Origin of the sequence: Pseudomonas sp. JR33AA, from assembly GCF_021378985.1 — a bacterium.
In the GTDB taxonomy this organism is placed as follows: Bacteria; Pseudomonadota; Gammaproteobacteria; order Pseudomonadales; family Pseudomonadaceae; genus Aquipseudomonas; species Aquipseudomonas alloputida.
In genome coordinates this window covers 251,476-273,019 of record NZ_JAJSAW010000003.1, presented here as the reverse complement: position 1 = coordinate 273,019, position 21,544 = coordinate 251,476, and the positions used below count along the sequence as shown (strand labels likewise).

18 protein-coding genes are annotated in these 21,544 nt (G+C 63.1%); 10 read left to right on the top strand and 8 right to left on the bottom strand.

Annotated features, from left to right (window positions below):
* Nucleotides 1-19 precede the first annotated feature (19 nt).
* The 5 genes from LVS58_RS07475 (at nt 20) to LVS58_RS07455 (ending at nt 7,553) form a co-directional block, all read left to right on the top strand.
* Nucleotides 20-4,513: an NEL-type E3 ubiquitin ligase domain-containing protein gene (locus LVS58_RS07475; protein ID WP_233690512.1), complete on the top strand. Its 4,494-nt coding sequence runs from the start codon at nt 20-22 to the stop codon at nt 4,511-4,513.
* Nucleotides 4,514-4,740: 227 nt separating this feature from the next.
* Entirely contained in the window at nt 4,741-5,292 is a 552-nt protein-coding gene (locus tag LVS58_RS07470) for a DUF4174 domain-containing protein (RefSeq protein WP_233690511.1), read from the top strand.
* Between the two features lie 173 nt (nt 5,293-5,465).
* Entirely contained in the window at nt 5,466-5,957 is a 492-nt protein-coding gene (locus tag LVS58_RS07465) for an HvfA family oxazolone/thioamide-modified RiPP metallophore (RefSeq protein ID WP_233690510.1), read from the top strand.
* A 74-nt stretch (nt 5,958-6,031) separates the two neighbouring features.
* On the top strand, nt 6,032-6,865 hold the full coding sequence (locus tag LVS58_RS07460; RefSeq protein ID WP_233690509.1) for an HvfB family MNIO-type RiPP peptide maturase: 834 nt from the start codon (nt 6,032-6,034) through the stop codon (nt 6,863-6,865).
* The gene (locus LVS58_RS07455) at nt 6,858-7,553 is read left to right on the top strand and encodes an HvfC family RiPP maturation protein (protein WP_233690508.1); all 696 of its coding nucleotides are present in this window, start codon (nt 6,858-6,860) and stop codon (nt 7,551-7,553) included. Before LVS58_RS07460 ends, LVS58_RS07455 begins: the two co-directional genes overlap by 8 nt.
* A 33-nt stretch (nt 7,554-7,586) precedes the next feature.
* On the opposite strand, the gene LVS58_RS07450 is transcribed toward LVS58_RS07455, so the two are convergent.
* The 4 genes from LVS58_RS07450 to LVS58_RS07435 form a co-directional block, all read right to left on the bottom strand.
* Complete coding sequence (locus LVS58_RS07450) at nt 7,587-8,075, bottom strand: HvfX family Cu-binding RiPP maturation protein (RefSeq protein ID WP_233690507.1); 489 nt, start codon at nt 8,073-8,075, stop codon at nt 7,587-7,589.
* Between the two features lie 13 nt (nt 8,076-8,088).
* Nucleotides 8,089-8,706 (bottom strand): ferric reductase-like transmembrane domain-containing protein, encoded by a 618-nt coding sequence (locus LVS58_RS07445; protein ID WP_233690506.1) that lies wholly within the window; start codon nt 8,704-8,706, stop codon nt 8,089-8,091.
* A 169-nt stretch (nt 8,707-8,875) separates the two neighbouring features.
* Complete coding sequence (locus LVS58_RS07440) at nt 8,876-10,162, bottom strand: sensor histidine kinase (protein WP_233690505.1); 1,287 nt, start codon at nt 10,160-10,162, stop codon at nt 8,876-8,878.
* Entirely contained in the window at nt 10,159-10,899 is a 741-nt protein-coding gene (locus tag LVS58_RS07435) for a response regulator (protein WP_233690504.1), read from the bottom strand. Before LVS58_RS07435 ends, LVS58_RS07440 begins: the two co-directional genes overlap by 4 nt.
* Nucleotides 10,900-11,122: 223 nt before the next feature.
* On the opposite strand from LVS58_RS07435, the gene LVS58_RS07430 reads away from it, so the two are divergent.
* Nucleotides 11,123-11,398, top strand: coding sequence for a DUF2790 domain-containing protein (locus tag LVS58_RS07430; protein WP_233690503.1), 276 nt, complete (start codon nt 11,123-11,125; stop codon nt 11,396-11,398).
* A gap of 10 nt (nt 11,399-11,408) precedes the next feature.
* Nucleotides 11,409-11,924, top strand: coding sequence for a thioredoxin family protein (locus tag LVS58_RS07425; RefSeq protein ID WP_233690613.1), 516 nt, complete (start codon nt 11,409-11,411; stop codon nt 11,922-11,924).
* Nucleotides 11,925-11,979: 55 nt separating this feature from the next.
* On the opposite strand, the gene LVS58_RS07420 is transcribed toward LVS58_RS07425, so the two are convergent.
* Nucleotides 11,980-12,828: a shikimate dehydrogenase gene (locus LVS58_RS07420; protein WP_233690502.1), complete on the bottom strand. Its 849-nt coding sequence runs from the start codon at nt 12,826-12,828 to the stop codon at nt 11,980-11,982.
* Nucleotides 12,825-13,274, bottom strand: coding sequence for a type II 3-dehydroquinate dehydratase (gene aroQ, locus LVS58_RS07415; protein WP_233690501.1), 450 nt, complete (start codon nt 13,272-13,274; stop codon nt 12,825-12,827). The genes LVS58_RS07420 and aroQ overlap by 4 nt, the downstream gene beginning before the upstream one ends.
* A 262-nt stretch (nt 13,275-13,536) precedes the next feature.
* Here aroQ and LVS58_RS07410 point away from each other — a divergent pair, with 262 nt between their 5' ends.
* From LVS58_RS07410 to LVS58_RS07400, 3 genes are read left to right on the top strand one after another with little or no spacing between them, the layout of a single operon-like run.
* Nucleotides 13,537-14,790: a TolC family protein gene (locus tag LVS58_RS07410; RefSeq protein ID WP_233690500.1), complete on the top strand. Its 1,254-nt coding sequence runs from the start codon at nt 13,537-13,539 to the stop codon at nt 14,788-14,790.
* Nucleotides 14,783-15,970, top strand: coding sequence for an efflux RND transporter periplasmic adaptor subunit (locus LVS58_RS07405; protein WP_233690499.1), 1,188 nt, complete (start codon nt 14,783-14,785; stop codon nt 15,968-15,970). The genes LVS58_RS07410 and LVS58_RS07405 overlap by 8 nt, the downstream gene beginning before the upstream one ends.
* 16 nt (nt 15,971-15,986) lie before the next feature.
* A complete protein-coding gene (locus LVS58_RS07400) occupies nt 15,987-19,133 on the top strand; it encodes a CusA/CzcA family heavy metal efflux RND transporter (RefSeq protein ID WP_233690498.1) in 3,147 nt (1,048 codons plus the stop codon).
* 32 nt (nt 19,134-19,165) lie between these two features.
* Here the strand turns inward: LVS58_RS07400 and LVS58_RS07395 are convergent, their stop codons facing one another.
* Together LVS58_RS07395 and LVS58_RS07390 are read right to left on the bottom strand one after the other, a co-directional pair.
* Nucleotides 19,166-20,503: an MFS transporter gene (locus LVS58_RS07395; RefSeq protein WP_233690497.1), complete on the bottom strand. Its 1,338-nt coding sequence runs from the start codon at nt 20,501-20,503 to the stop codon at nt 19,166-19,168.
* 179 nt (nt 20,504-20,682) lie between these two features.
* A complete protein-coding gene (locus LVS58_RS07390) occupies nt 20,683-21,459 on the bottom strand; it encodes a ParA family protein (protein WP_233690496.1) in 777 nt (258 codons plus the stop codon).
* Nucleotides 21,460-21,544: the final 85 nt, after the last annotated feature.

Sequence of the window (21,544 nt, the reverse complement as noted above, 5' to 3'; positions counted from 1 at the left end):
TAAAAAGAGGTCCCCCGCCATGCACACCACTGTGCCTTCAGATGCGCAGGCCGCCATCGATGCTTTCCAGGACGGCATCATCGGCAGGCGCCTGCCACCCTGGTTGCGTGATGCACCTGCTGAGCAACTGCCTGAGATCGGCAAGGCATTGGCAAACAGCCTTCGCTGCTGTGAGCAAGTGAACGCGGTGCTGCGAGGTATCGAGGGCCTCGACAGTTTCGTCGCATCAGCCCTGGGAAAGGCCCTCGACGAGCGTTACGGGCTTGGCCGTAACCCGTACGCGCTCAGGTTTCTGGAGGGCCGCCGGGAAGCGGTGATCAACAGTCAGCCGGTAGGTGCGCACCTGACTGCCGTGGTCTACGAAGAAAAGCCACTGCTCGAAGTGGCACTGCGCAACTTCACGGCTGCGCAGGCGCAGGAAGGTGGCCAGCCGCGCGGTAACCGCCTGCTGCTTCCACGCCACGGCACGGTCCCCCCCCCTACGAGCATCGAGTTTGCCGCACTGTGTCGTGAGCTGGACCTGGGTGAGCGCTATCAACGTCATCTGGATGCCATCCTCACACCTGCGGGCAGTGCCGAGCGCCTGGTGTCACAGCTTGTAGATGCCATGCGCTACACCATGCTTGTGGACGCCTACAAAGCCAGGCAGGAGGGTACGCTGGATGCCAGCGAACTCAATTTGATGGTGGCCGTGTGCGAGAAGGGGAAGCTGCCGCGCTTGGCGGGCGACCTTGTGCAGGCCAGGCAACTGAAATTGCTGGGTTGTCAGATTGAGCAGGTGACCGTGTTCGTGGTGGTTGAGCAGGGCGTACTGTTCAACTCGACGCGTCGGGTGTTTCTTTACGTGCCTGGAGACCCTTTTTCGCCCTGGCGCGCGTTCGAGAGCATCGACAAACTGAACCGTGAGCTGGGCCGTCGCTTGCGAGACAAGGCCTACCAGCGGTTTTTCAGCCGCTTCGTGCTACGGCGTGACAGCCAGGCTTTTTTCGCCCAGGTCGCGGAGCGCTTCGATGGCCTGCCGATCTGGGCTTTTCGCGATCTCGAACCGCGCTTGCAGGCTTACCCGCAGCCTATGTTCATGAGCCTGGCACAGGCACGTATCCACCAGATCAAGGACGATGCGGCGATGATCGCGGTCCCTGTGGCCAGACTGGATCGTGAGGTTCAGCGCCAGCATGACCTGCGCCTTGAAGCCGAAGGATGGGCGCTGCTCAACCTGGCCAGTTTCTTTGTGCCTGGAGTTGGCCTGGCGCTGCTGGCCGTGACAGCCTGCGAACTACTGGGTGAGGTCTACCATGGCGTCGAGGCCTGGCAGGAAGGCGATCGTCAGGAGGCGCTCGACCATTTGACCCACGTGGCGACAGACCTTGCCGTGCTGGCGACCACGGTCGCCGGGGTGGCTGTGGCTCGACGGGTTTGGGCACGCTCTGCGAAGGTCGATGCCATGGTGCCGGCTCGGCTGGAGGACGGCACGGAGAAACTCTGGCAACACGACTTGACCCTGTTTCAAAGCCAGACCCCCGTTGCGGCCTCGAGCCGGGATGCCTTGGGTATTCGGCGTCAGGACGGGCGGGCCTGGATCGAAATGGACGGGCATCACTATCGTGTGGCAGAGGCGGGTGATGATCAATGGCAGTTGCATCCGGTCGACGGCCACGGGCCGTTGCTGCGCCACAATGGCGCAGGTGCCTGGCGTTTGTGGAGCGAGCAACCGGCTCGGTGGACCGACAAATACCGCATGTTCCGGCGTTTGGGTGAACCCTTCCATGGGCTGAATGACGAACAGATCGATCAGGTTCTGCTGTTCCATGGCCTAGATGGCGATGACCTGCGTGGCTTGCATGTACACGCCCAGGCACCGAGCCCCGGGATGTTCGACAGTGTGGAGCGGGTCAGGCTTGATCAACGCATCCGCAGCATGATTGGCCGTTTGCGCAGCGGCGAGCCGGTAGAAGATGCAACCGTGCTCGATCACGCTCGGCGCTTGCCAGGCGCGAGTGGCCTGACAGATCAGGCGCTGGCCGCATTGGCGTGGACGCAGCGCCGAACACTGCTGCAGCACCTGTTCGAAGCCTTGCAGCCCAGCGACACCCCTGGCAGCGCGGCGCTGCGCCGGGTCTTCCCGGGGCTGAGCGTGCGCACTGCGCAAACATTGGTACAGGCCGCCAGCAGCGTTGATCGTATGCGGCTGCTGTCCAGCGCAAGGGTGGCACTGGGGCTGGCCGAGGCGGCAAGGGGCAGTTTGCTGGCTACTCGCCAGGCTCGGGTATTTGAAGCGTTCTACCTTGATACGCCGCAGCATGCAGACCTAGCGCGGGTGGCCTTGGGCCTGCTGCGGTATGTACCCGGTGGCGAACAAGGTGTGTGCTGGCGTCTGTACGAAGGTTGCCTGGGTGGGCCGGTGCTGGCGAAGACCGAGCAAGGGCAACGGGCGTTCGATCTGGTGCACGTGAACGGTACCTTTCAACTGTATGGCAGCCAGGGCACGGCGCTGGGTGAGGCAGGTGAGTTGTTCGACGTCATGGCGCCGGCCTATACCGAAGCACAAAGGGAGGCGATGGGTATCGGCGATCCATTCGCGCACAACCTCAGGGTGATACTGGCGCGCGAAGCGGCACGCAATCGGGATGAGATCAGTCGTTTGCTTGGCGCGGTACGCCCAGGTGCTGTCCGAGGGCCCATGCGCTTGGCCGATGGACGGATCGGCTACCCACTGGGTGGTAGCGGAGTCGGTGGTTTTGCATCAAGGGGGAGTGCGCTGAGGGCAACGCTGCGCGACCTCTTTCCGTGGTTGAGTGATGAGCAGGTCGAGACCTTCGCCGATGAAGCCAGGCGTTCAGGGCGTCAGATAGAAGAAGTATTGGCCGACCTTCGCAACGAGTTCGCGGTGCTTCGCATCACACTGAATAACTGGGTGGCACGAGGGCAGGGCGATGTCAGGGAAGATCGCGAGGCTTTACGCCAGACGTTGTTCAATTGCTGGCGGCGGTCGGTGGGCGTGGGAGAGCTGCAAATCCATGCACAGGAAAACCTCCACGTCATGTTCTGCAATTTCAGATCGAGCGGCTTGCCCGACATACCCCCACAGGTCAGCTTCAGAGGTGTGACCAGCCTGTCGCTGCTGCACCTTGACCTTCTGGAGGTGCCCAGCCGCCTATTGCTGGCATTCCCTAACCTGCAAACCCTCGATCTGGGAGGGAACCTGTTGACGCGCCTTCCGCTGCCGTTGCTACAAATAGCGCAGCTGCGGCATCTGAGCCTGACCAACAACCGGATCGTCCTGAACATGACACAAACCGCCACACTGGCCAGTTGCACGAGCCTGCAGTCTCTCGACCTGTCCCACAACCCCCTGGGGAGCCGGTTCACTTTGGCCGGCTTGCCTGAATTGCGTTGGCTGAACTTGCGCGACACCCAGATCTCGCAGTTTCCACTGGGCGTGTTCGACAACCCTCAGTTGGTATCCGTTGACTTGCGGGATAACCGGATCAGGCACATTCCAGAGGGTTTCTACCAGTTGCCTGTGTGGCATCGGCGGCGGTTCCGCTTGAATGCGAACCCCTTGGGCGAGCCCCAGACGTTACGCTTGCAGGCTGCGTTGAATAGCGACGATCCTGCCCTCGACGAGGAACAAGTGCTTCTGCGGCTGCAGCACGCGCGTGAAGTATGGGGCGATGCCGTGGCCCCGGAGCATCGCGGCTTGATGTTGGCTGCCTGGGACTCACTGGATGAAGGGCAGGACGCCGAGCGTTTTTTCCGTGTGCTTCGCCAGTTGTTGCTGTCCGAGGACTTTCGTGTCAATGCGCGTGCACTGGGCAATCGGGTAATGGCGGTATTGCAAGCGATGGCCATTACGCCAGAGCTGCGGCAGAACTTGCTGTCAGTGGCCAATGATGAGTGGGGTTGCCAGGATGGTGCAACCTGGTGCTTGAGCAACCTTGAACTGAATTTGCTGGTTTGGCAGGTTGAGCACGCGGCGCAGGGAGAAAGCGAACGCGCGTTGCTGGACCTGGGCAGACGTTTATGGCGCCAGGATGCAGTCGACATGTTCGCTACCCGATGGGCGCTCCAGCATGGCAGGACGCTGGAAGGAAGCGAGGTGGGGTTGGCATTCAGGATCGGGCTGAGGACGCGTCTCGACTTGCCACTGCAGGTGGGAGAAATGAGCTTTCTTGCGATCTCAGGCGTCCTGGATGCGGACCTTGCAGAAGCAGAGGCTGCGGTGCGGGATGCAGAAACGCCGGAAGAGATTGCCCGCTCCATGGTCGACCGTGAATTCTGGCAGGCGCACCTGGAGCGTTCCCACCCTGAGCGATTCGCTGCGGTCGATCTGCCGTTCAGAAGGCAGCTTGAAACGGTGCTTGACGACGACGCGCTGACCGAAGGGGCCAGGATCGACCAGGCGGATGCCATTCGTGATGCTCAGCGCGCTGCACGCAGAGGGCTGATGCTGGATATGACGATTCACGCGATGGAAGTCGGACCCGAGGGGCCCTCTATCGATGTGCGTTGACGTGCGCTCAGGTCAAGGGCTGCCTGGCCCTGCCAAAGCGGCTTTGGGCTATGCTCAAACGTGCTGACAGTGGTTTGCAGCAGCGCCGTAGTCTTGGCTTCAGGTGGCTCGGACATCGACAGTTACTTTTGCACCCCCCGTTCTGGAATGAAGTGGTTTAGGCTCCCTGTCGGATTTTTCTCCGTGATCTGTAGTCATTGGTATATCGAGACAATAAGGAGATACGCATGCTCGTCCGGTCACTGACCCTCGCAACCTTGCTTGCTGTTGCCGGCCCCCTGTTTGCCGCAGACAGTGATGCGCCTCTGGCCAAGGAACTGGGCAAGGCCAGACCATTGGTGGTTATTGCTCCCAGCAGTGCCGACCCGACGTTGCGAGGGCTGAACAAGGCGCTCGAGGACCCGGCCACCCAGGCAGCGTTCAAGGAGCGCAACCTTGTTATGTACAGCGTCGCCAACATGATGGGCAAGCGAGAGGACAAGAACCTCGAGCAGCAGACCACAATGGCCCTGATTCGCGAACTGAAGCTGGGTGCGAGCAAGGGTACCAAGGTGATTCTGGTGGGCAAGGACGGTGAGCGGCACATGCTCAAGGATGACGACACCGGCGCGGCCATCGACCCACAGGTGATCCTCAAGGCGGTCGATGAACTGCCTGCCAGCGAAAAGGCGGTGGCGGCGCCCGAGCCTGTAGCGGCGGCCCCGCAAGCCAAGGACAAGGACAGCAAACCGGCCAAGCCCGCCAAGCCAGCGGCCCCGCCCAAACCGCTGGAAGACTGATCACGCCTCATGGCCCCAAGGCACCTTGGGGCCCGTTGCCGGGTGGTGTGTATCGCACTGTATCTGCCAGTGCTACAGACCTACTGCCATACAAAAGTGCGCCTGGCACGATACATCCACGACAAGCCGCAACGGCCTAATGGTTCCACTTTCCAACCCAGTGGAGCTGCATCATGACTCAAGCAAAAAACACCCTCGGCCTGCTCGGCGCCGCCCTGATCGGCAGCATGGCATTGAGCAGCAGTGCGTTCGCCGTCGAGCCGCTGGCTCAAGGTTACCAACTGGCCTCGGCCAAAGTGGCCGGGGAGGGCAAATGTGGTGAAGGCAAGTGCGGCGGGAGCGGCAAGGCTTCCCAAAGCGAAGGCAAGTGCGGTGAGGGTAAATGCGGCGCCGGCGCCAAGGCCGGGGCTGAGGGCAAGTGTGGTGAAGGCAAGTGTGGTGACGCCTCGTTCGCCAAAACCGACAGCAATCACGATGGCAAGGTCTCGCGCGATGAGTTTCTGGCGGTGGCCAAGGACCGTGCCCGTGATTTCGACACGATCGACCGCAACCATGACGGTTTCATCTCCGAGCAGGAAGCGGCGGATCACCTCAAGGCGATATATCAGGCCAATGGCAAAGCCATGCCGGATGGTTTGTTCAGCCACCTGACCGGCAAGCCCTGACTTTCTACCCCATGAAACGCCACGACGCTCCTCCTGCTGGCCAGGTGGGGCGTTGTGCCTGTTGGAGAACTTTTATGTTTCCTGCGATGTTGAACATCGGCCTAGGCTTGCGTCGCGGCCTGTTGCCGGAACTGTTGGCCATGGAGGCGGGTGCAGTGGATTTTCTGGAGTGTGCGCCGGAAAACTGGATTGCCGTGGGCGGCGCTTACGGCAAGGGCTTGGCCCAGTTGGCGGAGCGCTTTGCTATCACCTGTCATGGGTTGTCTTTGTCGCTGGGTGGCAGTGCGCCGCTGGACCGCCACTTTCTTGAGCAGACCCGGCAGTTTCTCGACCGATACCAAGTGCGACTGTACAGCGAACACCTGAGCTACTGCAGTGATGACGGGCATCTGTACGACCTGATGCCCATCCCGTTCACCGATGAAGCCGTACGCCATGTGGCCGCGCGCATACGCCAGGCGCAGGAGCAGCTGGAGCGGCGCATTGCCGTGGAGAACATCAGCTACTACGCCGCGCCATATCAGGCAATGAGCGAACTCGACTTCATCCAGGCGGTGCTCGAAGAAGCAGATTGTGACTTGCTGCTGGACGTCAACAATGTCTACGTCAACGCCTGCAACCATGGCTACGACGCCCAGCAATTTCTTGCAGGCTTGCCCCAGGCACGAGTCACCGGGATGCACGTTGCCGGGCATTACGATGAAGCGCCGGACCTCAAAGTGGATACCCACGGGGCCGCTGTGAAGGAGGATGTCTGGACGCTGTACGCCAGCGCTTGCGTGCGCTTTGGCGTAAGGCCGACGGTGCTTGAACGTGATTTCAACTACCCGCCCTTGGCCGAACTGTTGGCCGAGACGGCGCGTATGCGTGCTGTGCAATGCGCTGCTGGAGGGCAAGCAGATGAATGAGACCCTGCGAGCGCAGCAGTATGCCCTGGCCCGTCACCTGCGCGACCCGCAGCGCCATGCCCCGCCGCCCGGCGTCGAGGCCCGGCGCCTGAAGGTGTACCGTGAATTGTTCTATGGTGCCATCGAAGGGTTGCTGGCTGGCAGCTTCCCGGTCATGCGCCAGGCGTTGGGCGCGCAGCGCTGGCATGCCCGAGTACGTGATTTCTACGCCAGTTACCGTTGCCAGACGCCGTTGTTTACCGAAATTGCCGAAACGTTCGTCGACTACTTGCAACGTGTGGCGCTGGACACCCCTTGGCAGTTGGAGCTGGCGCACTATGAGTGGGTCGAGGCGCAACTGTACCTGAGCGATGCCGAGGACCCGGCGCATGACCCAGGTGGTGACCTGCTGGCGGGAGAACCGTTGTTGTCTTCTGTGGCGCGGGTGCTGGCCTATCGTTGGCCGGTGGAGAGCATTGGCGTGGACTACCAGCCAACGGCTGCCCCAGCCTCGCCGACCTTGCTGCTGGTTTATCGCGATGCCCGGTTCCAGGTGCGCTTTGCCCGGTTGGCACCTATGGCGTATCGGTTGCTGGTGGAGCAGGGGACTGGAAGAGCGCGGTTGCAGGCATTGGGCGGGGATGTGCAGCAAGGGTTGGCATTGTTGGAGGCCTTGCGCGAGCAGGGCGTCATTGTCGGAACCGTTTGAAGGCATTGGGGGCTGCGCAGCAGCCCCCGACCCTCATCTGCCGAACCGCATGCCAAGCCAATGATCGAGGCTAAGGCGCCCGGCGCCCTTGAGCAGCAGGGGTAGCAACGCCACCAGGTAGATCAGCGGCAACTTGTAATTGCCGAAGCCCTGGTCGGTAATGGTATAGCCTTGGGCCAGCTCAGCCAGGCCCGACCAGTGCGCCGGCCAGTGCACTGCCGCTATCGCCACAACGGTCACCACCATCAAACCCAATGATGCCAGCCGGGTACCCAGGCCCAACAGCAGCAGCAACGGCAGTACCAACTCGGCCCACATCGACAGCTGCCAGTTCAGCTCCGCGGGCAACAGGTTGAAGGGGAACGGGAAGCTGGACTGCAGGTCGGCGAACCAGTTGCTGCCGTTGAATTTCTCCAGGCCGGATTCGAAAAACTCCCAGGCCAGAAATACCCGTAATGGCAAGTCGGCGCTCCAGCTGCCGAGGCGATCAACGGTGGTCAGGGTACGGGTCAAGGTTGTCATCTGCGGTTCTCTCTCAGGCAAGGGCGCGGGCGATGCGACGTTGTTTACGGGCCACTTTGGCGGTGAGCTTTAAGGCGATGGCACTGAACATCAGGGCAAACGCCAGCGGGTACCACCCCCCCATGGGGATGCGTTTGTAGAACGACAGGCAGAACACGGCAGCCAGTACCCACATGCCGCTGCTGTGCAGCGCTTGCCAGGCACGGCCGCCCAACATTCGCATGGGGGCCTTGAACGAGGTGGCGGTGAGCAGCAGCAAGAACAGGTAGCCGACTGTGCCGGGCAGGCTGGAAGTAAACGTGCGGCCGGCCCAGAACAGCTCGGGGAATTGCTGGGCGTAGCGATAAATCAGTACGCCGTGCACGGTGTGGGAGAACGCGAATGCCAACCCCAGGTAGCGTCGCTCCTGAAGGATGCGGCGGCTTGCTGTGCCAGGCAGCAAGGTCACCAGTGACGAGGCCAGGAACGCCAGCAGAAACAGTGCGAACGAGCTGCGTGCAGTGGCGCGAATGGCACTGCGTAGGCCGTCCGGATCAGGTTGGCTGGCCAGAACGACGGCGGTCATCGCCAAGGTCAGGCCGGCGAGGGCGGCGAACAGCTTCCAGCCAGAGGGCAAGGTGAGGGCTTTCATCAGGGACTCCCGGGGTGTGGTTGTGTGACCGGGAGTGTCTCGAGGCGGGGTATCTGCAGTGTGTCAGGGGGATGCAGTTGTGTATCTGTTTGTACAGGCGACCTCGCTTGTTACAGGAACGGCCCGGTCGAGAAACAAGGCCGTTCCTGCCAACGATCGCAGATGCACTTCAGGTGAGTTCGATCTGCGCGCACAATCCGCCCTGTACGCGATTGCTCAGGGTCAGCCGGCCCCCCATGGCCTGGATCAGCTGGTGGGCAATGGCCAACCCCAAGCCGGTGCCACCCGTGCTGCGATTGCGTGAACCTTCCACCCGGTAGAACGGCTTGAGTACTTCATCCAGTTCGTCACCGGGAATCCCTGGTCCGTTGTCGAGCACGCGGATGATGGTGGAACCGCCCTCGCGGGACACTTGCAGTTCGGCAGCACCTGCAAACTTCAGGGCGTTGTCGACCAGGTTCACCAGTACCCGGCGCAGCGCATGCGGGCGGGTTTCCAGCAGGGTACCGCTGCTGCCGTGGCGTTCGACCTGGGCGCCGCTGTCCTGGTAGTCGAATACCAGGCTGTCGAGAAAGGCATCAAGGTTGACCCGGCATGTCGCCTCGGTGCTGCTGTCCATGCTGCGGGCATAAGCCACGCCTTCGCGGACCAGGTGTTCCATTTCATCCAGGTCGCTTCCGAACTTGTCCCTTTCGATCCCCTCATCCATCACTTCGACCCGCAACTTCATGCGCGTGATCGGTGTTTGCAGGTCGTGGGAAATGGCGGCCAGCAACTGCATGCGTTCCTTCAGGTGGGCAGCAATGCGCGCCTGCAGGGCGTTAAAGGCCACGGCAGCGTAACGCACCTCGCGTGGGCCGCTTTCATCCAGTTGCACGCCCGGCTGGTCCGGGTCGAGGTTGTCCACTGCCTGGGCCAGACGGGTTAGCGGGCCGATGGCCAGGCGTACCGCCAGCCAGGTACACAGCAACAGCACCGCCAGCTGAATCAGCAGCACCACAGGCAACCAACGGGCTACCGGGACCGGTGCGGGTGTCACGTCGATGGTCAGGGGCGCGCCGTCGGCCAGGTTCAGGTGCGCCTGGAAGTGCGCATTGGGCCCCGGAATTTCCAGGAAGGTCAGGCGGTAGTCGCTGCCAATGGCCTTGACGATCGACGCGGCGGCCATCGGTGGGTCACTGCTGGGCATCGCTTCGCCTGCCAGACCCTGGTCGAGGCGATAGCGGTAGGTGCGCCGTTCCAGGCGTGGCAGCCAGGCAGCACGTTCGGCTGCAGGCAGGCGATCAAGGATGGCAACCGAGGTCGCCACGTCCTGTTCAAGGTTGCTGAGCATCATCGAGCGGCTGCTGATATAGCGCTCGTAGGCCTGCAGGCCGAACGACAGACCATAAGCCAACACCAGGCCGGTGAAGAAGATCATTGCCAGACGCGAGGCCAGGGTGCGCGGCCATTTCATGAGGGGGTCTCGAGCAATTGCACCGGCAGCGAAAACACGTAGCCCTCGCTGCGCACAGTCTTGATGCAGCTGGGCTCGCGGGCATCGTCACCCAGGCGCTGGCGCAGGCGGCTGACCAGCAAGTCGATGGAGCGGTCGAAGATGTCGGCTTCACGGCCCTGGGTCAGGTTAAGCAGCTGTTCGCGGCTGAGCACCCGCTGTGGGTGGTCGAGAAATACCCGTAGCAGGCGGTACTCGCCGCCGCTCAGGGCCACCAGTGTTCCTTCGCTGTCGAGCAGGTGGCGCGCGGTGGTGTCCAGCCGCCATTGGCCGAAACCCAGCAGGCGGCTGCTTTCACTGATGGTCAGGTTGGGCGGCAGCATGCGTGTGCGGCGCAGCACGGCGTTGATGCGGGCGAGCAGTTCGCGGGCCGAGAACGGTTTGGTCAGGTAATCGTCGGCGCCCATTTCCAGGCCGATGATGCGGTCGGTTTCGTCATTGCGGGCGGTCAGCATCAGCACCGGCGTGTTGCGGTGCTTGCCGGCGCGCAGCTCGCGGCACAACAGCAGGCCATCGTCGCCAGGCATCATGATGTCGAGCACGATCAGGTCGACGCTGTTGGCTTCGAGAAAGGCGCGCATCTGCCGGCCGTCGGCAACGATGCTGGTGCGCAGGCCGTTTTTCTTCAGGTAATTGCCGACCAGTTCGCGGATCTCGCGGTCGTCGTCGACGATCAGGATGTGATCGACGTGTTCCATGTGCTGGGTTCCTGTGCAAAGGGGGATGGGCGCAGTGTACCGAGCGCGTTCGCCCTTGCCTGCGGGAGTTTGTATTGCAGTGTATCTGGCGCGGGTAGGGATACAGCAGGAAGCACATCACAACGTTGGGCGACACATGCTCGATACCTGGCTGACGTGAAATGGCTCTCGACCGGGGAGCAACACTCCCCACCCCTCAAGTGTTACCCAGGAGAGAGATGCCATGAACGTCAAGACTATCGCCAGCGCCAGCCTGTTCGCCGTGCTCAGCTTCGGTGCCATCGCTGCCCAGGCCGCCGCTGCCCCGATGCAGGATGGCGGGGTCATGCAGTACCGCTACGGTGAGCCTCTGGATGTAAAGAAAGTGCTGTCGGTGCAGGATGATCAGAGCAACGCCTGCGGCCTGGTGAATACCCGAATGGACTACCTTGACTCCCATGGCCAGCGGCAGAGCGTGCAATACCGCACCTATGCCACGGGCGGTTGCCATGACAATTGATCGGCGCAGGATGCTCAAGGCCGGTGGTTTTGCGCTGGCGCTGACGGGGCTTGGATTGGCTGGGCACCTGAAGGCACGCGACAGCTACGGCGCCATGCCGTCGCTGTCGGGCGCCAGCCAGTGGTTGAATTCGCCGCCCCTGGATGCCCCGGGGCTCAAGGGCAAGGTGGTGCTGGTGGACTTCTGGACCTGGGACTGCATCAACTGCCGGCGCAGCCTGCCGCATGTGAATGAGTGGGCGCGGCGCTATGCCGATCAAGGGCTGGTGGTGGTGGGCGTGCACACACCCGAGTACGATTATGAGCATGATGTGGGCACTTTGCGGGACAAGGTAGCCCGGTTGGGTATCGGGTATCCGGTGGCGGTAGATAACGACTACAAGGTGTGGAATGCCTGGGGCAACCAGTTCTGGCCGGCGCATTACTTTGTCGACCGCAAGGGGCAGGTGCGCCATGTGCACTTTGGCGAGGGGGATTATGGCGGGCAGGAACAGGTGATACAGGCTTTGCTGGATGAAAAAGGGTGATTGGCCTGTGTTGGCTTCTTCGGGTGAACCCGCGAAGAAGCCAACGGCGAACTACTCAGGTAAAACTGGCAAAGTGCGCCTGCATCCGTGCCGCATCCGCCTGCCGCCCGCTGAACAGCTCGAATGCCTTTACCGCCTGGAACACCGCCATGTTGCTGCCATCCAGCGTGCGGCAGCCCAGTGCCCGGGCCGCGCGTAGCAGTTCGGTCTCCAGCGGGAAGTAGATGATCTCTGCCACCCACAGGCGCGGATGCAGCAACGCCACCGGCAGTGGCGTGCCCGGTAGCTTGGCCATGCCCACCGGCGTGGTGTTGACCAGCCCGTCCGCTTCGGCTAGGGCTGTGGCCAGGTCGGTGCCGAGCACGGCGCGCTCCGCGCCGAAATGGGCGTTCAGGTTGTCCACCAGCGCCTGCGCACGGGTCGCATCCACTTCGAACAGCACCAGCCGCTCTACCCCTTCACCCAGCAGGGCATGGGCCACGGCAGAGCCAGCGCCACCGGCACCCAGCTGCACCACCTGGCGCCGTGCAACGTCGGGCAGGCCACGGCGCAAGCCTTCGGCAAAGCCCAGGCAATCGGTGTTGTGGCCGACGCGCTTGCCGTCCTTGAGCACCACGGTATTTACCGCGCCGATACCGCGGGCCTCGTCGGACAGTTCGTCGAGCAACGGCAGGATCGCCTGCTTGAACGGGTAAGTAATGTTCAGCCCGGTGAAACCGGTATGTTGCGCGGCCTCGAGCAGGCCGGGCAGGGCGCTGTCGTCCAGTTGCAGTTGGTCGGCGTCGATCAGGCGGTACAGGTAGCGCAGGGCCTGGGCGTCGCCTTCATGTTCGTGCAGGGCCGGGGTACGTGACAGCTGGATGCCGCGACCGATCAGGCCGGCAAGGATGGCTTGCTGGCTCATGCCGCACGCTCCTGCAACAGTTCGGCGAAGTGGCTTAGCGCCATGCGGTAGCCGTGGCTGCCCAGGCCGCAGATGACACCGACGGCGATGGACGACACGAACGACAGGTGACGGAACGGCTCGCGTTTGTGCACATTGGACAGGTGCACCTCGATCACTGGCACTTCGCTGGCCACCAGGGCATCGCGTATGGCAACCGAGGTGTGCGTCCAGGCGCCAGGGTTGATCACGATGCCGGCGCAGCGGCCACGGGCGGCGTGGATCCAGTCGATCAGTTCGCCTTCGTGGTTGGTCTGGCGAAACTCGATTTCCAGGCCGTGGGCGTGGGCAGTGTCGGCACATCCCTGAGCCAGGTCAGCAAGGGTTTCGTGGCCGTACTGGGCAGGCTCGCGGGTGCCCAACATGTTCAGGTTGGGGCCGTTGAGCACGAGAATAATGGGCTTCATGACGGGCATCGCTTTGTTGTTGTTGAATGCACGTAGTTTTGTACTGACTGGTTAGTTCCGTCAATTGGCCAAGTTCGTCGCACCGGGAAAGTGGGCGATTATCGAACTTATTGGGCGTCGAATGCCCTGTACCCAGCCCTACAAAGCCGCCCATGCAGCGAACCGCAGGGCGTCATGACAAAATTGTAATCTTGCCGCCACCGCCCCGATAACCAGCCCTTTCTACAGTCCTTCGCCAATGCTTCACCGAGAGGACTGATTCGTGCCCATCCCCCGCAAGATCGCCTTGCTCTGTCTGTTGCTGGCCAGTGCCACCGGCGCCCAGGCCAGCCAACTGCTGAGCCTGCCCCAGGCGCTTGCCGCCGCTTTCGCCCAGAACCCGGAGCTGGCTGCAGCCGCCCGTGAAATGGGCATTGCCGATGGCGAACGTCGCCAGGCCGGGCTGCTCCCCAACCCGGAGCTGGCCTGGGAGGTCGAGGACACCCGCCGCGACACCAGCACCACCACCGTCACCCTCAGCCAGCCGCTGGAACTGGGCGGGAAGCGCGGCGCACGTCTCGCCGTGGCGGGTGCCGGCCAGGCCATTGCCCAGCTCGACCTGGAGCGCCAGCGCAACGCCCTGCGGGCCGACGTGGTGCAGGCTTTCCACGCTGCCTTGCGTGCACAGACCGCGCTGGAGTTGGCTCAGCAGTCGCAGGCGTTGACTGAACGGGGTCTGCGGGTGGTGCAAGGGCGTGTTACGGCAGGCCAGTCATCACCGGTGGAGGCCACTCGTGCCCAGGTGCAACTGGCCCAGGCCCAAGCCCAAGTGCGCCGCGCGAAAACCCAGCGCGGCGTGGCCTACCAGGCCATGGCCCGGCTGACGGGCAGCCCGCTGGCAAGCTTTGACCGGTTGCAGGCGGCCAACCTTTCGCCAGGCATTGCGCCGGGTGCCGACACCTTGCTTGACCAGGTCGAACAGACCGCCGAATGGCGCCTGGCCGCTGCCCAGGTCGAGCGTGGTGACGCCTCCCTAGGGGCGGAAAAGGCCCAGCGTATCCCCAACCTCACCGTCAGCCTTGGCAGCCAGTACAGCCGCGAAGACCGTGAGCGGGTGAACGTGGTTGGCCTGTCCATGCCGTTGCCGCTGTTCGACCGCAACCAGGGCAATGTTCTGGCAGCTGCGCGCCGTGCCGACCAGGCGCGTGACCTGCGCAATGCCGTGGAGCTGCGTCTGCGCAGTGAAACACGTAGTGCCATCAGCCAGTGGGAGACGGCGATGCAGGACGTTGACGCCTATGACCGCACCATCCTGCCTGCTGCGCAGCAGGCCGTGGACACCGCCACCCGCGGTTTCGAAATGGGCAAGTTCGCTTTTCTCGATGTGCTCGACGCCCAGCGCACGCTGATCGAGGCTCGCGGGCTGTACCTCGAGGCGCTGGCCTCGGCGACCGATGCGCGTGCACAAGTGGAGCGGATCTACGGCGATCTCGATGGCGTGAGCAACAAACCCAATAGCAGGAGCAACAATGACTAACCCACGCAAGCTAGCCCTTGTGGCTGCCGCCATTGCTGCGCTTGGCCTCGCGGGCCTGGCCTGGACCGGCGACCTCGGCCAGGCGTCCAAGGCTCAAACCCCCCAGGACGACCATGGTGAAGACAGCCACGGTCATGCAGAGAAGGGGCACGGCGAAGAAGAAGGCCAACTGCACCTGTCTATCGCGCAGATCGAAGCGGCTGGCATACAACTGGCTGCCGCGGGCCCTCGTGCGTTGGGCACCGCCATCAGCTTCCCGGGTGAGATCCGTTTTGACGAGGACCGCACTGCACATGTGGTACCCCGCGTGCCGGGTGTGGTCGAAGCGGTGCAAGCCGAGCTGGGCCAGGCGGTCAAGCGCGGCCAGGTACTGGCGGTGATTGCCAGCCAGCAGATCTCCGACCTGCGCAGTGAGCAGCAGGCCGCTCAACGTCGCCTGGAACTGGCGCGGTTGACCTTTCAACGGGAACAACAGCTGTGGCAGGCGCGCATCAGCGCCGAGCAGGATTACCTGCAGGCACGTCAGGCGCTGCAGGAGGCCGAGATCGCCCTGGCCAATGCTCGGCAGAAGCTCGCAGCGGTGGGGCCGGCCGGTGCCGGCAACCGCTATGAACTGCGTGCCCCCTTCGATGCGGTCGTCGTGGAAAAGCACCTGACCGTGGGCGAGGTGGTCGACGAGACCAGCAACGCGTTCACCCTGTCTGACCTGAGCCGGGTGTGGGCCACCTTCGCCGTGGCCCCTCGTGACCTGGGCAAGGTGGTGACCGGCCGTGATGTCACGGTCAGTGCGCCGGACCTGGGTGCCCAGGTCGAGGGCAAGGTCAATTACGTCGGCAGCCTGCTCGGCGAGCAGAACCGTGCCGCCACTGTGCGTGCCACACTGGCCAACCCCAATGGCGCCTGGCGCCCCGGGCTGTTCGTCAATGTGGCTGTCAGCGTCGACCGCGTCGATGCCGCCGTGGTAGTACCGGAAAGCGCCTTGCAGGCCTGGGAGGCCCAGACCGTGGTGTTCGCCCGCACTGAGGAGGGCTTCGAGGCGCGCCCGGTGAAGACTGGCCGTCGCGATGCTGGCCAGGTGGAAATCACCAGCGGCCTGGCCGCCGGTACTCAGGTTGCGGCCGCCGGCAGCTTTGTCCTCAAGTCGGAACTGGGCAAGGGCTCGGCCGAGCACAGCCACTGATCACGGGGACACCTGCATGTTCGAACGCCTGATTCAATTTGCCATCGAGCAGCGCCTGGTGGTGATGCTGGCCGTGGCCCTGATGGCCGCGGTGGGTATCCACAGCTACCAGAAACTGCCGATCGATGCTGTGCCGGACATCACTAACGTCCAGGTGCAGATCAACACCGCCGCCCCCGGCTATTCGCCGCTGGAGACCGAGCAGCGCATCACCTTTGCCATCGAAACCGCCATGGCCGGCCTGCCAGGGCTCAAGCAGACCCGCTCGCTGTCGCGCTCGGGCCTGTCGCAAGTCACGGTCATTTTCGAGGATGGCACCGATATCTTCTTCGCCCGGCAACTGGTCAACGAGCGCCTGCAGGTGGCCCGCGAGCAATTGCCTGAGGGCATCGAGGCAGGCATGGGGCCGATCTCCACCGGGCTGGGGGAAATTTTCCTGTGGACGGTGGAAGCCCAGGAGGGTGCGCTCAAGGAAGACGGTACACCTTACACCCCATCCGACCTGCGGGTGATTCAGGACTGGATCATCAAGCCGCAGCTGCGCAATGTGCCGGGTGTGGCCGAGGTCAACAGCATCGGCGGCCACGCCAAACAGTACCTGATTGCACCAGAGCCCAAGCGCCTGGCGGCCTACAAGCTCACCCTCAACGACCTGATTGCAGCGCTGGAGCGCAATAACGCCAACATTGGCGCTGGCTATATCGAGCGCAATGGTGAGCAGTTGCTGGTTCGCGCGCCGGGCCAGGTGGCCTCGACCGAAGACATTGCCAATATCGTTATCTCCAGCGTCGACGGCACGCCGATCCGCGTCAGCCATGTGGCCCAGGTTGGCCTTGGCGAAGAGCTGCGCTCGGGGGCAGCCACCGAAAACGGTCGGGAGGTCGTGCTGGGCACGGTGTTCATGCTGATTGGCGAGAACAGCCGTACGGTGTCGCAGGCGGTCGCTGCAAAATTGGTCGAGATCAATCGCAACCTGCCCAAGGGCGTGGTCGCAGTGACGGTGTACGACCGCACCAACCTGGTGGAGAAAGCCATCGCCACGGTGAAGAAGAACCTGATCGAAGGTGCGATCCTGGTGATTGCCGTGCTGTTCCTGTTTCTCGGTAACATTCGTGCTGCGCTGATCACGGCCATGGTCATCCCGCTGTCGATGTTGTTCACCTTTACCGGCATGTTCAGCAACAAGGTCAGTGCCAACCTGATGAGCCTGGGCGCGCTGGACTTTGGCATCATCGTCGACGGCGCGGTGGTGATCGTGGAAAACGCCATCCGTCGCCTGGCCCACGCCCAGCAACGCCACGGTCGCATGCTGACCCGCGGCGAACGGTTCCACGAGGTGTTTGCCGCTGCCCGCGAAGCACGCCGGCCGCTGATCTATGGGCAATTGATCATCATGGTGGTGTACCTGCCGATCTTTGCCCTGACCGGGGTCGAGGGCAAGATGTTCCACCCCATGGCCTTTACCGTGGTCATGGCCTTGTTGGGCGCGATGATCCTTTCGGTCACATTCGTACCGGCAGCCATTGCCCTGTTCGTCACCGGCAAGGTCAAGGAAGAGGAAGGTCTGGTGATGCGCACGGCACGGCAGCGCTATGCCCCGGTGCTGGCCTGGGTGCTGGGCCGGCGCAAGCTGGCGTTTGCCGCCGCCGCCGCCCTGGTGCTGTTGTCGGGCGTGATGGCCAGCCGCATGGGCAGCGAGTTCATCCCCAGCCTCAGCGAGGGTGACTTCGCCCTGCAGGCCCTGCGCGTGCCGGGCACCAGCCTGTCGCAGTCGGTGGACATGCAACAGCGCCTGGAGCAGGCGATCATCGCCCAGGTGCCGGAGGTGGAGCGGGTGTTTGCCCGCACCGGCACTTCCGAGATTGCCTCCGACCCGATGCCGCCGAACATTTCCGATGCCTACGTGATGCTGCGCCCGCGCGAACAATGGGTTGACCCGGACAAGTCGCGGGATGAACTGATTGCCCAGGTGCAACGCGCCGCTGCCAGTGTGCCGGGCAGCAACCATGAGCTGTCGCAGCCGATTCAGCTGCGCTTCAACGAGCTGATCTCCGGGGTGCGCAGTGATGTGGCGGTGAAGCTGTTCGGTGACGACATGGAGGTGCTCAACCGCACTGCCGCGCAGATCGCTGCCAGCCTGCAAGGGGTGTCGGGCGCGTCCGAGGTGAAGGTGGAGCAGACGACGGGCCTACCGGTACTGACCATTGACATCGACCGTGACAAGGCCGCCCGTCATGGCCTGAATGTGGGCGATGTGCAGGATGCCATCGCCATTGCCGTGGGCGGCCGCACCGCCGGTACGCTGTATGAAGGCGACCGCCGCTTCGACATGGTCGTGCGCCTGTCGGAGACCTTGCGTACCGATGTCGACGGGCTGGCCAGCCTGCTGATTCCCGTACCGGCCAGTGCTGCGGAGGGGGCCGGGCAAATCGGTTTCATCCCGCTGTCGCAGGTCGCCACGCTGAACCTGCAACTGGGCCCGAATCAGGTGAGCCGCGAGGATGGCAAGCGCGTGGTGGTGGTCAGTGCCAACGTGCGTGGACGCGACCTGGGCTCGTTTGTGCAAGAGGCTGAGCAGACCCTGATCAGCCAGGTGCAGGTACCACCGGGGTACTGGACGCGTTGGGGAGGGCAGTTCGAGCAGTTGCAGTCGGCGGCCGAGCGTTTGCAGGTGGTGGTGCCGGTGGCCTTGCTGCTGGTCATGGCGCTGTTGCTGATGATGTTCAACAACCTCAGGGATGGCCTGCTGGTGTTCACCGGTATCCCCTTTGCCCTGACCGGCGGGGTGCTGGCGCTGTGGTCGCGGGATATTCCGCTGTCTATTTCCGCCGGCGTCGGATTCATTGCATTGTCGGGAGTGGCGGTGTTGAACGGGCTGGTGATGATTGCCTTTATCCGCGGGCTGCGCGAGGAAGGGCGCACATTGCGGGCGGCGGTCGAGGAGGGTGCGCTGACCCGGTTGCGGCCAGTACTGATGACGGCGCTGGTGGCCTCGCTGGGGTTCATACCGATGGCTTTGGCCACCGGGACCGGGGCAGAGGTGCAGCGGCCACTGGCGACGGTGGTGATTGGCGGGATCTTGTCTTCTACCGCGCTGACGTTGCTGGTGTTGCCGGCGTTGTATCAGTGGGCGTATCGGCGGGATGAGCAGCACGAAGGCTGAGCATTTGGGGCTGCAAGGCAGCCCCAAAACGCTCAAACGGTCCTTCGGGCTCCAGCCCGCGCACCGTCTACGCCCATGTCCTCATGCAAAGAAATCCGCGATGTTTCCGGCAACGCCAACCCGCCCACCAACGCCACCAGCGCAATCACCACCAGGTAGAACGCCGGTGCCAGGCTGCTGCCGGTCTGTCCGATGAGCCAGGTTGCCACCAGTGGCGCCGTGCCGCCAAACAGCGTGTAGGCCACGTTGTAGGTAATCGCCGAAGCGGTGTAGCGGGTACGGGTAGGGAAGCTTTCCGACAGCAATGCTGCGGTAACCACGCCGCTGCACAACGCCCCCACCGCTAGCAGGATCACCCCTAGCAGCGCACCCGACATCGAGCCAGAGCTGGCCAGCCAGTACGCCGGGAACACGCAAAGCATCACCCACAGGCAGGTAAAGCCGATGGTTTTGCGCCGCCCCACCCGGTCCGAAAATGCCCCCGCCAGCGGGCAGCCGACCGCAGCGAACAGCAGGGCCACGGTGGTCACCAGCAGTGACTGCGCACGTGTCAGGTTGCCGACCAGTTGCAGGTAGGTGGCGAAGTAGGTGGTGAACATGTAGAACGACAACGCGGTCAGCGAAATGAAGGCCCCCAGGTTGCGAATGACCCGGCCATGGTGGCGCAGGGTTTCCTTCAGCGGTGAATGCTCGTGCTCCTTGCCCTGGGCGACGGCTTCGCGGAATGCCGGGGTTTCTTCCATGCGCCAGCGCAGGTACAGGCCGACCAGGCCCAGCGGTGCGGCAATCAGGAATGGAATGCGCCAACCCCAGGCATTCATCGCCTCGGTCGACAGGTTAGCTTCCAGGCCATAAGCGATCACCGCCGCACAGGCAAAGGCGGAAAAGGTCGACACAGGCACGAAGCTGCCATAAAAGGCGCGCTTGTTGTCAGGCGCGTGCTCCATCAGGTAGGCGCAGGCCCCGGCATATTCGCCACCGGCAGAAAAACCCTGCAGGCAGCGGGCCAGGGTCAGCAGCGCCGGGGCTGCCAGGCCGATGCTGGCGTAGGTCGGCAGCAGGCCGATCAACGTGGTGGAGCCGGCCATCAGCAGGATGGTCAGCGACAGGATGCGCTTGCGTCCCAGGCGGTCGCCCAAGGCGCCGAAGACGATGCCGCCCAAGGGGCGCAGCGCAAAGGCCACGGCGAACACCGCGAAGGTTTTAAGCAAGGCTACGCTGGCGTCTTCGCTGGCGAAGAACTGGCTGGCGATCAGCGTGGCGAGAAAGCCGTACACGGCGAAGTCGAACCATTCGACGAAATTGCCGATGGCCGAAGCGGCAATCACCCTGCGCAGGGTGGCGGGGGATACCTCATGATGTGCGGACATGCGGGTGCTCTCCGGTTTCCTTTGGCAGCCATGATGAAAGTGGCGCAGTCGGGCCGTGCCATCGTTATTGTGCTTGCCAGTAGATAGCCGAGCGCTGCAAGACGCTTTGTCGAGGGCGACCTCGGGATACCTGATTCGACCGGTGCAGCAGTTACAGCCGGAGTGCCCCCAACGGTCTGTCAGGCCGCACGCTCGAGCACATCCAGCAAATCGATGAATTCCAGGGCCAGTTTATGCCGCGGCGCCAAATGCACCAATGGCACTGAGGTATGGTGCGATTCACGCATCTTGATCGAGCTGCTCAGGTACACCGGCAGCACTGGCATGCCTTCGTTGCGCAGTTGATCGACCAAGGTCTGGTGTAGCGCCGTGCGCCCGGCGAACTGATTGACCACCACACCTTCCACCTGCAGCGCGGGGTTGTGGTCCTGGCGCAGTGCTTCGACCTCGGCCATGACACTGTGCAGGGCCTGGCGCGAGAAACTGTCGCAGTCGAACGGAATCAACAGACGCTCGGCCGCCACCAGCGCGCTGAAGGTGTAGAAATTCAGCGCAGGTGGGGTGTCGATGTAGATCCGCTCATAGTCCTCGCCCAGCGTCACCAGCAACTTGCGCAGCTTGTTGATCTTGAACTTGCTCTGCAGCTTGCTTTGCAGGTCGCTGAGGTCCGGGCTGGCGGTGACCAGGTGCAGGTTGCGGTAGCGGGTTTCGGTGATTGCCACGCGGTGCTTCTTGCCTGCGGCGGTAACCGGCGACAAGGTCTGGCGGAAGAAGTCGGCGATGCCGGCAGGAATGCTGTCGTTGACCAGCCCGGTGAGGTAGAAGGTGGCATTGGCCTGCGGGTCGAGGTCGACCAGCAAGGTCCGGTAGCCCTCGGCGGCACTGGCTGCGGCGAGGTTGCAGGCAATGCTGGACTTGCCGACGCCACCTTTCTGATTGAAAACCACACGACGCATGAGACGCTCATCCATGAAGTGAAAATGTCAGGTCGGGGTCAATCCTATGACTGAAACACTGCAGTTTTATGACAGTAATTGTGAC

Excerpts from the sequence above, each read along its gene's own strand:
- LVS58_RS07475 (WP_233690512.1), top strand. The coding sequence starts at position 20 with ATGCACACCACTGTGCCTTCAGATGCGCAGGCCGCCATCGATGCTTTC.
- LVS58_RS07470 (WP_233690511.1), top strand. The coding sequence starts at position 4,741 with ATGCTCGTCCGGTCACTGACCCTCGCAACCTTGCTTGCTGTTGCCGGC.
- LVS58_RS07465 (WP_233690510.1), top strand. The coding sequence starts at position 5,466 with ATGACTCAAGCAAAAAACACCCTCGGCCTGCTCGGCGCCGCCCTGATC.
- LVS58_RS07460 (WP_233690509.1), top strand. The coding sequence starts at position 6,032 with ATGTTTCCTGCGATGTTGAACATCGGCCTAGGCTTGCGTCGCGGCCTG.
- LVS58_RS07455 (WP_233690508.1), top strand. The coding sequence starts at position 6,858 with ATGAATGAGACCCTGCGAGCGCAGCAGTATGCCCTGGCCCGTCACCTG.
- LVS58_RS07450 (WP_233690507.1), bottom strand. The coding sequence starts at position 8,075 with ATGACAACCTTGACCCGTACCCTGACCACCGTTGATCGCCTCGGCAGC.
- LVS58_RS07445 (WP_233690506.1), bottom strand. The coding sequence starts at position 8,706 with ATGAAAGCCCTCACCTTGCCCTCTGGCTGGAAGCTGTTCGCCGCCCTC.
- LVS58_RS07440 (WP_233690505.1), bottom strand. The coding sequence starts at position 10,162 with ATGAAATGGCCGCGCACCCTGGCCTCGCGTCTGGCAATGATCTTCTTC.
- LVS58_RS07435 (WP_233690504.1), bottom strand. The coding sequence starts at position 10,899 with ATGGAACACGTCGATCACATCCTGATCGTCGACGACGACCGCGAGATC.
- LVS58_RS07430 (WP_233690503.1), top strand. The coding sequence starts at position 11,123 with ATGAACGTCAAGACTATCGCCAGCGCCAGCCTGTTCGCCGTGCTCAGC.
- LVS58_RS07425 (WP_233690613.1), top strand. The coding sequence starts at position 11,409 with ATGCTCAAGGCCGGTGGTTTTGCGCTGGCGCTGACGGGGCTTGGATTG.
- LVS58_RS07420 (WP_233690502.1), bottom strand. The coding sequence starts at position 12,828 with ATGAGCCAGCAAGCCATCCTTGCCGGCCTGATCGGTCGCGGCATCCAG.
- aroQ (WP_233690501.1), bottom strand. The coding sequence starts at position 13,274 with ATGAAGCCCATTATTCTCGTGCTCAACGGCCCCAACCTGAACATGTTG.
- LVS58_RS07405 (WP_233690499.1), top strand. The coding sequence starts at position 14,783 with ATGACTAACCCACGCAAGCTAGCCCTTGTGGCTGCCGCCATTGCTGCG.
- LVS58_RS07400 (WP_233690498.1), top strand. The coding sequence starts at position 15,987 with ATGTTCGAACGCCTGATTCAATTTGCCATCGAGCAGCGCCTGGTGGTG.
- LVS58_RS07395 (WP_233690497.1), bottom strand. The coding sequence starts at position 20,503 with ATGTCCGCACATCATGAGGTATCCCCCGCCACCCTGCGCAGGGTGATT.
- LVS58_RS07390 (WP_233690496.1), bottom strand. The coding sequence starts at position 21,459 with ATGCGTCGTGTGGTTTTCAATCAGAAAGGTGGCGTCGGCAAGTCCAGC.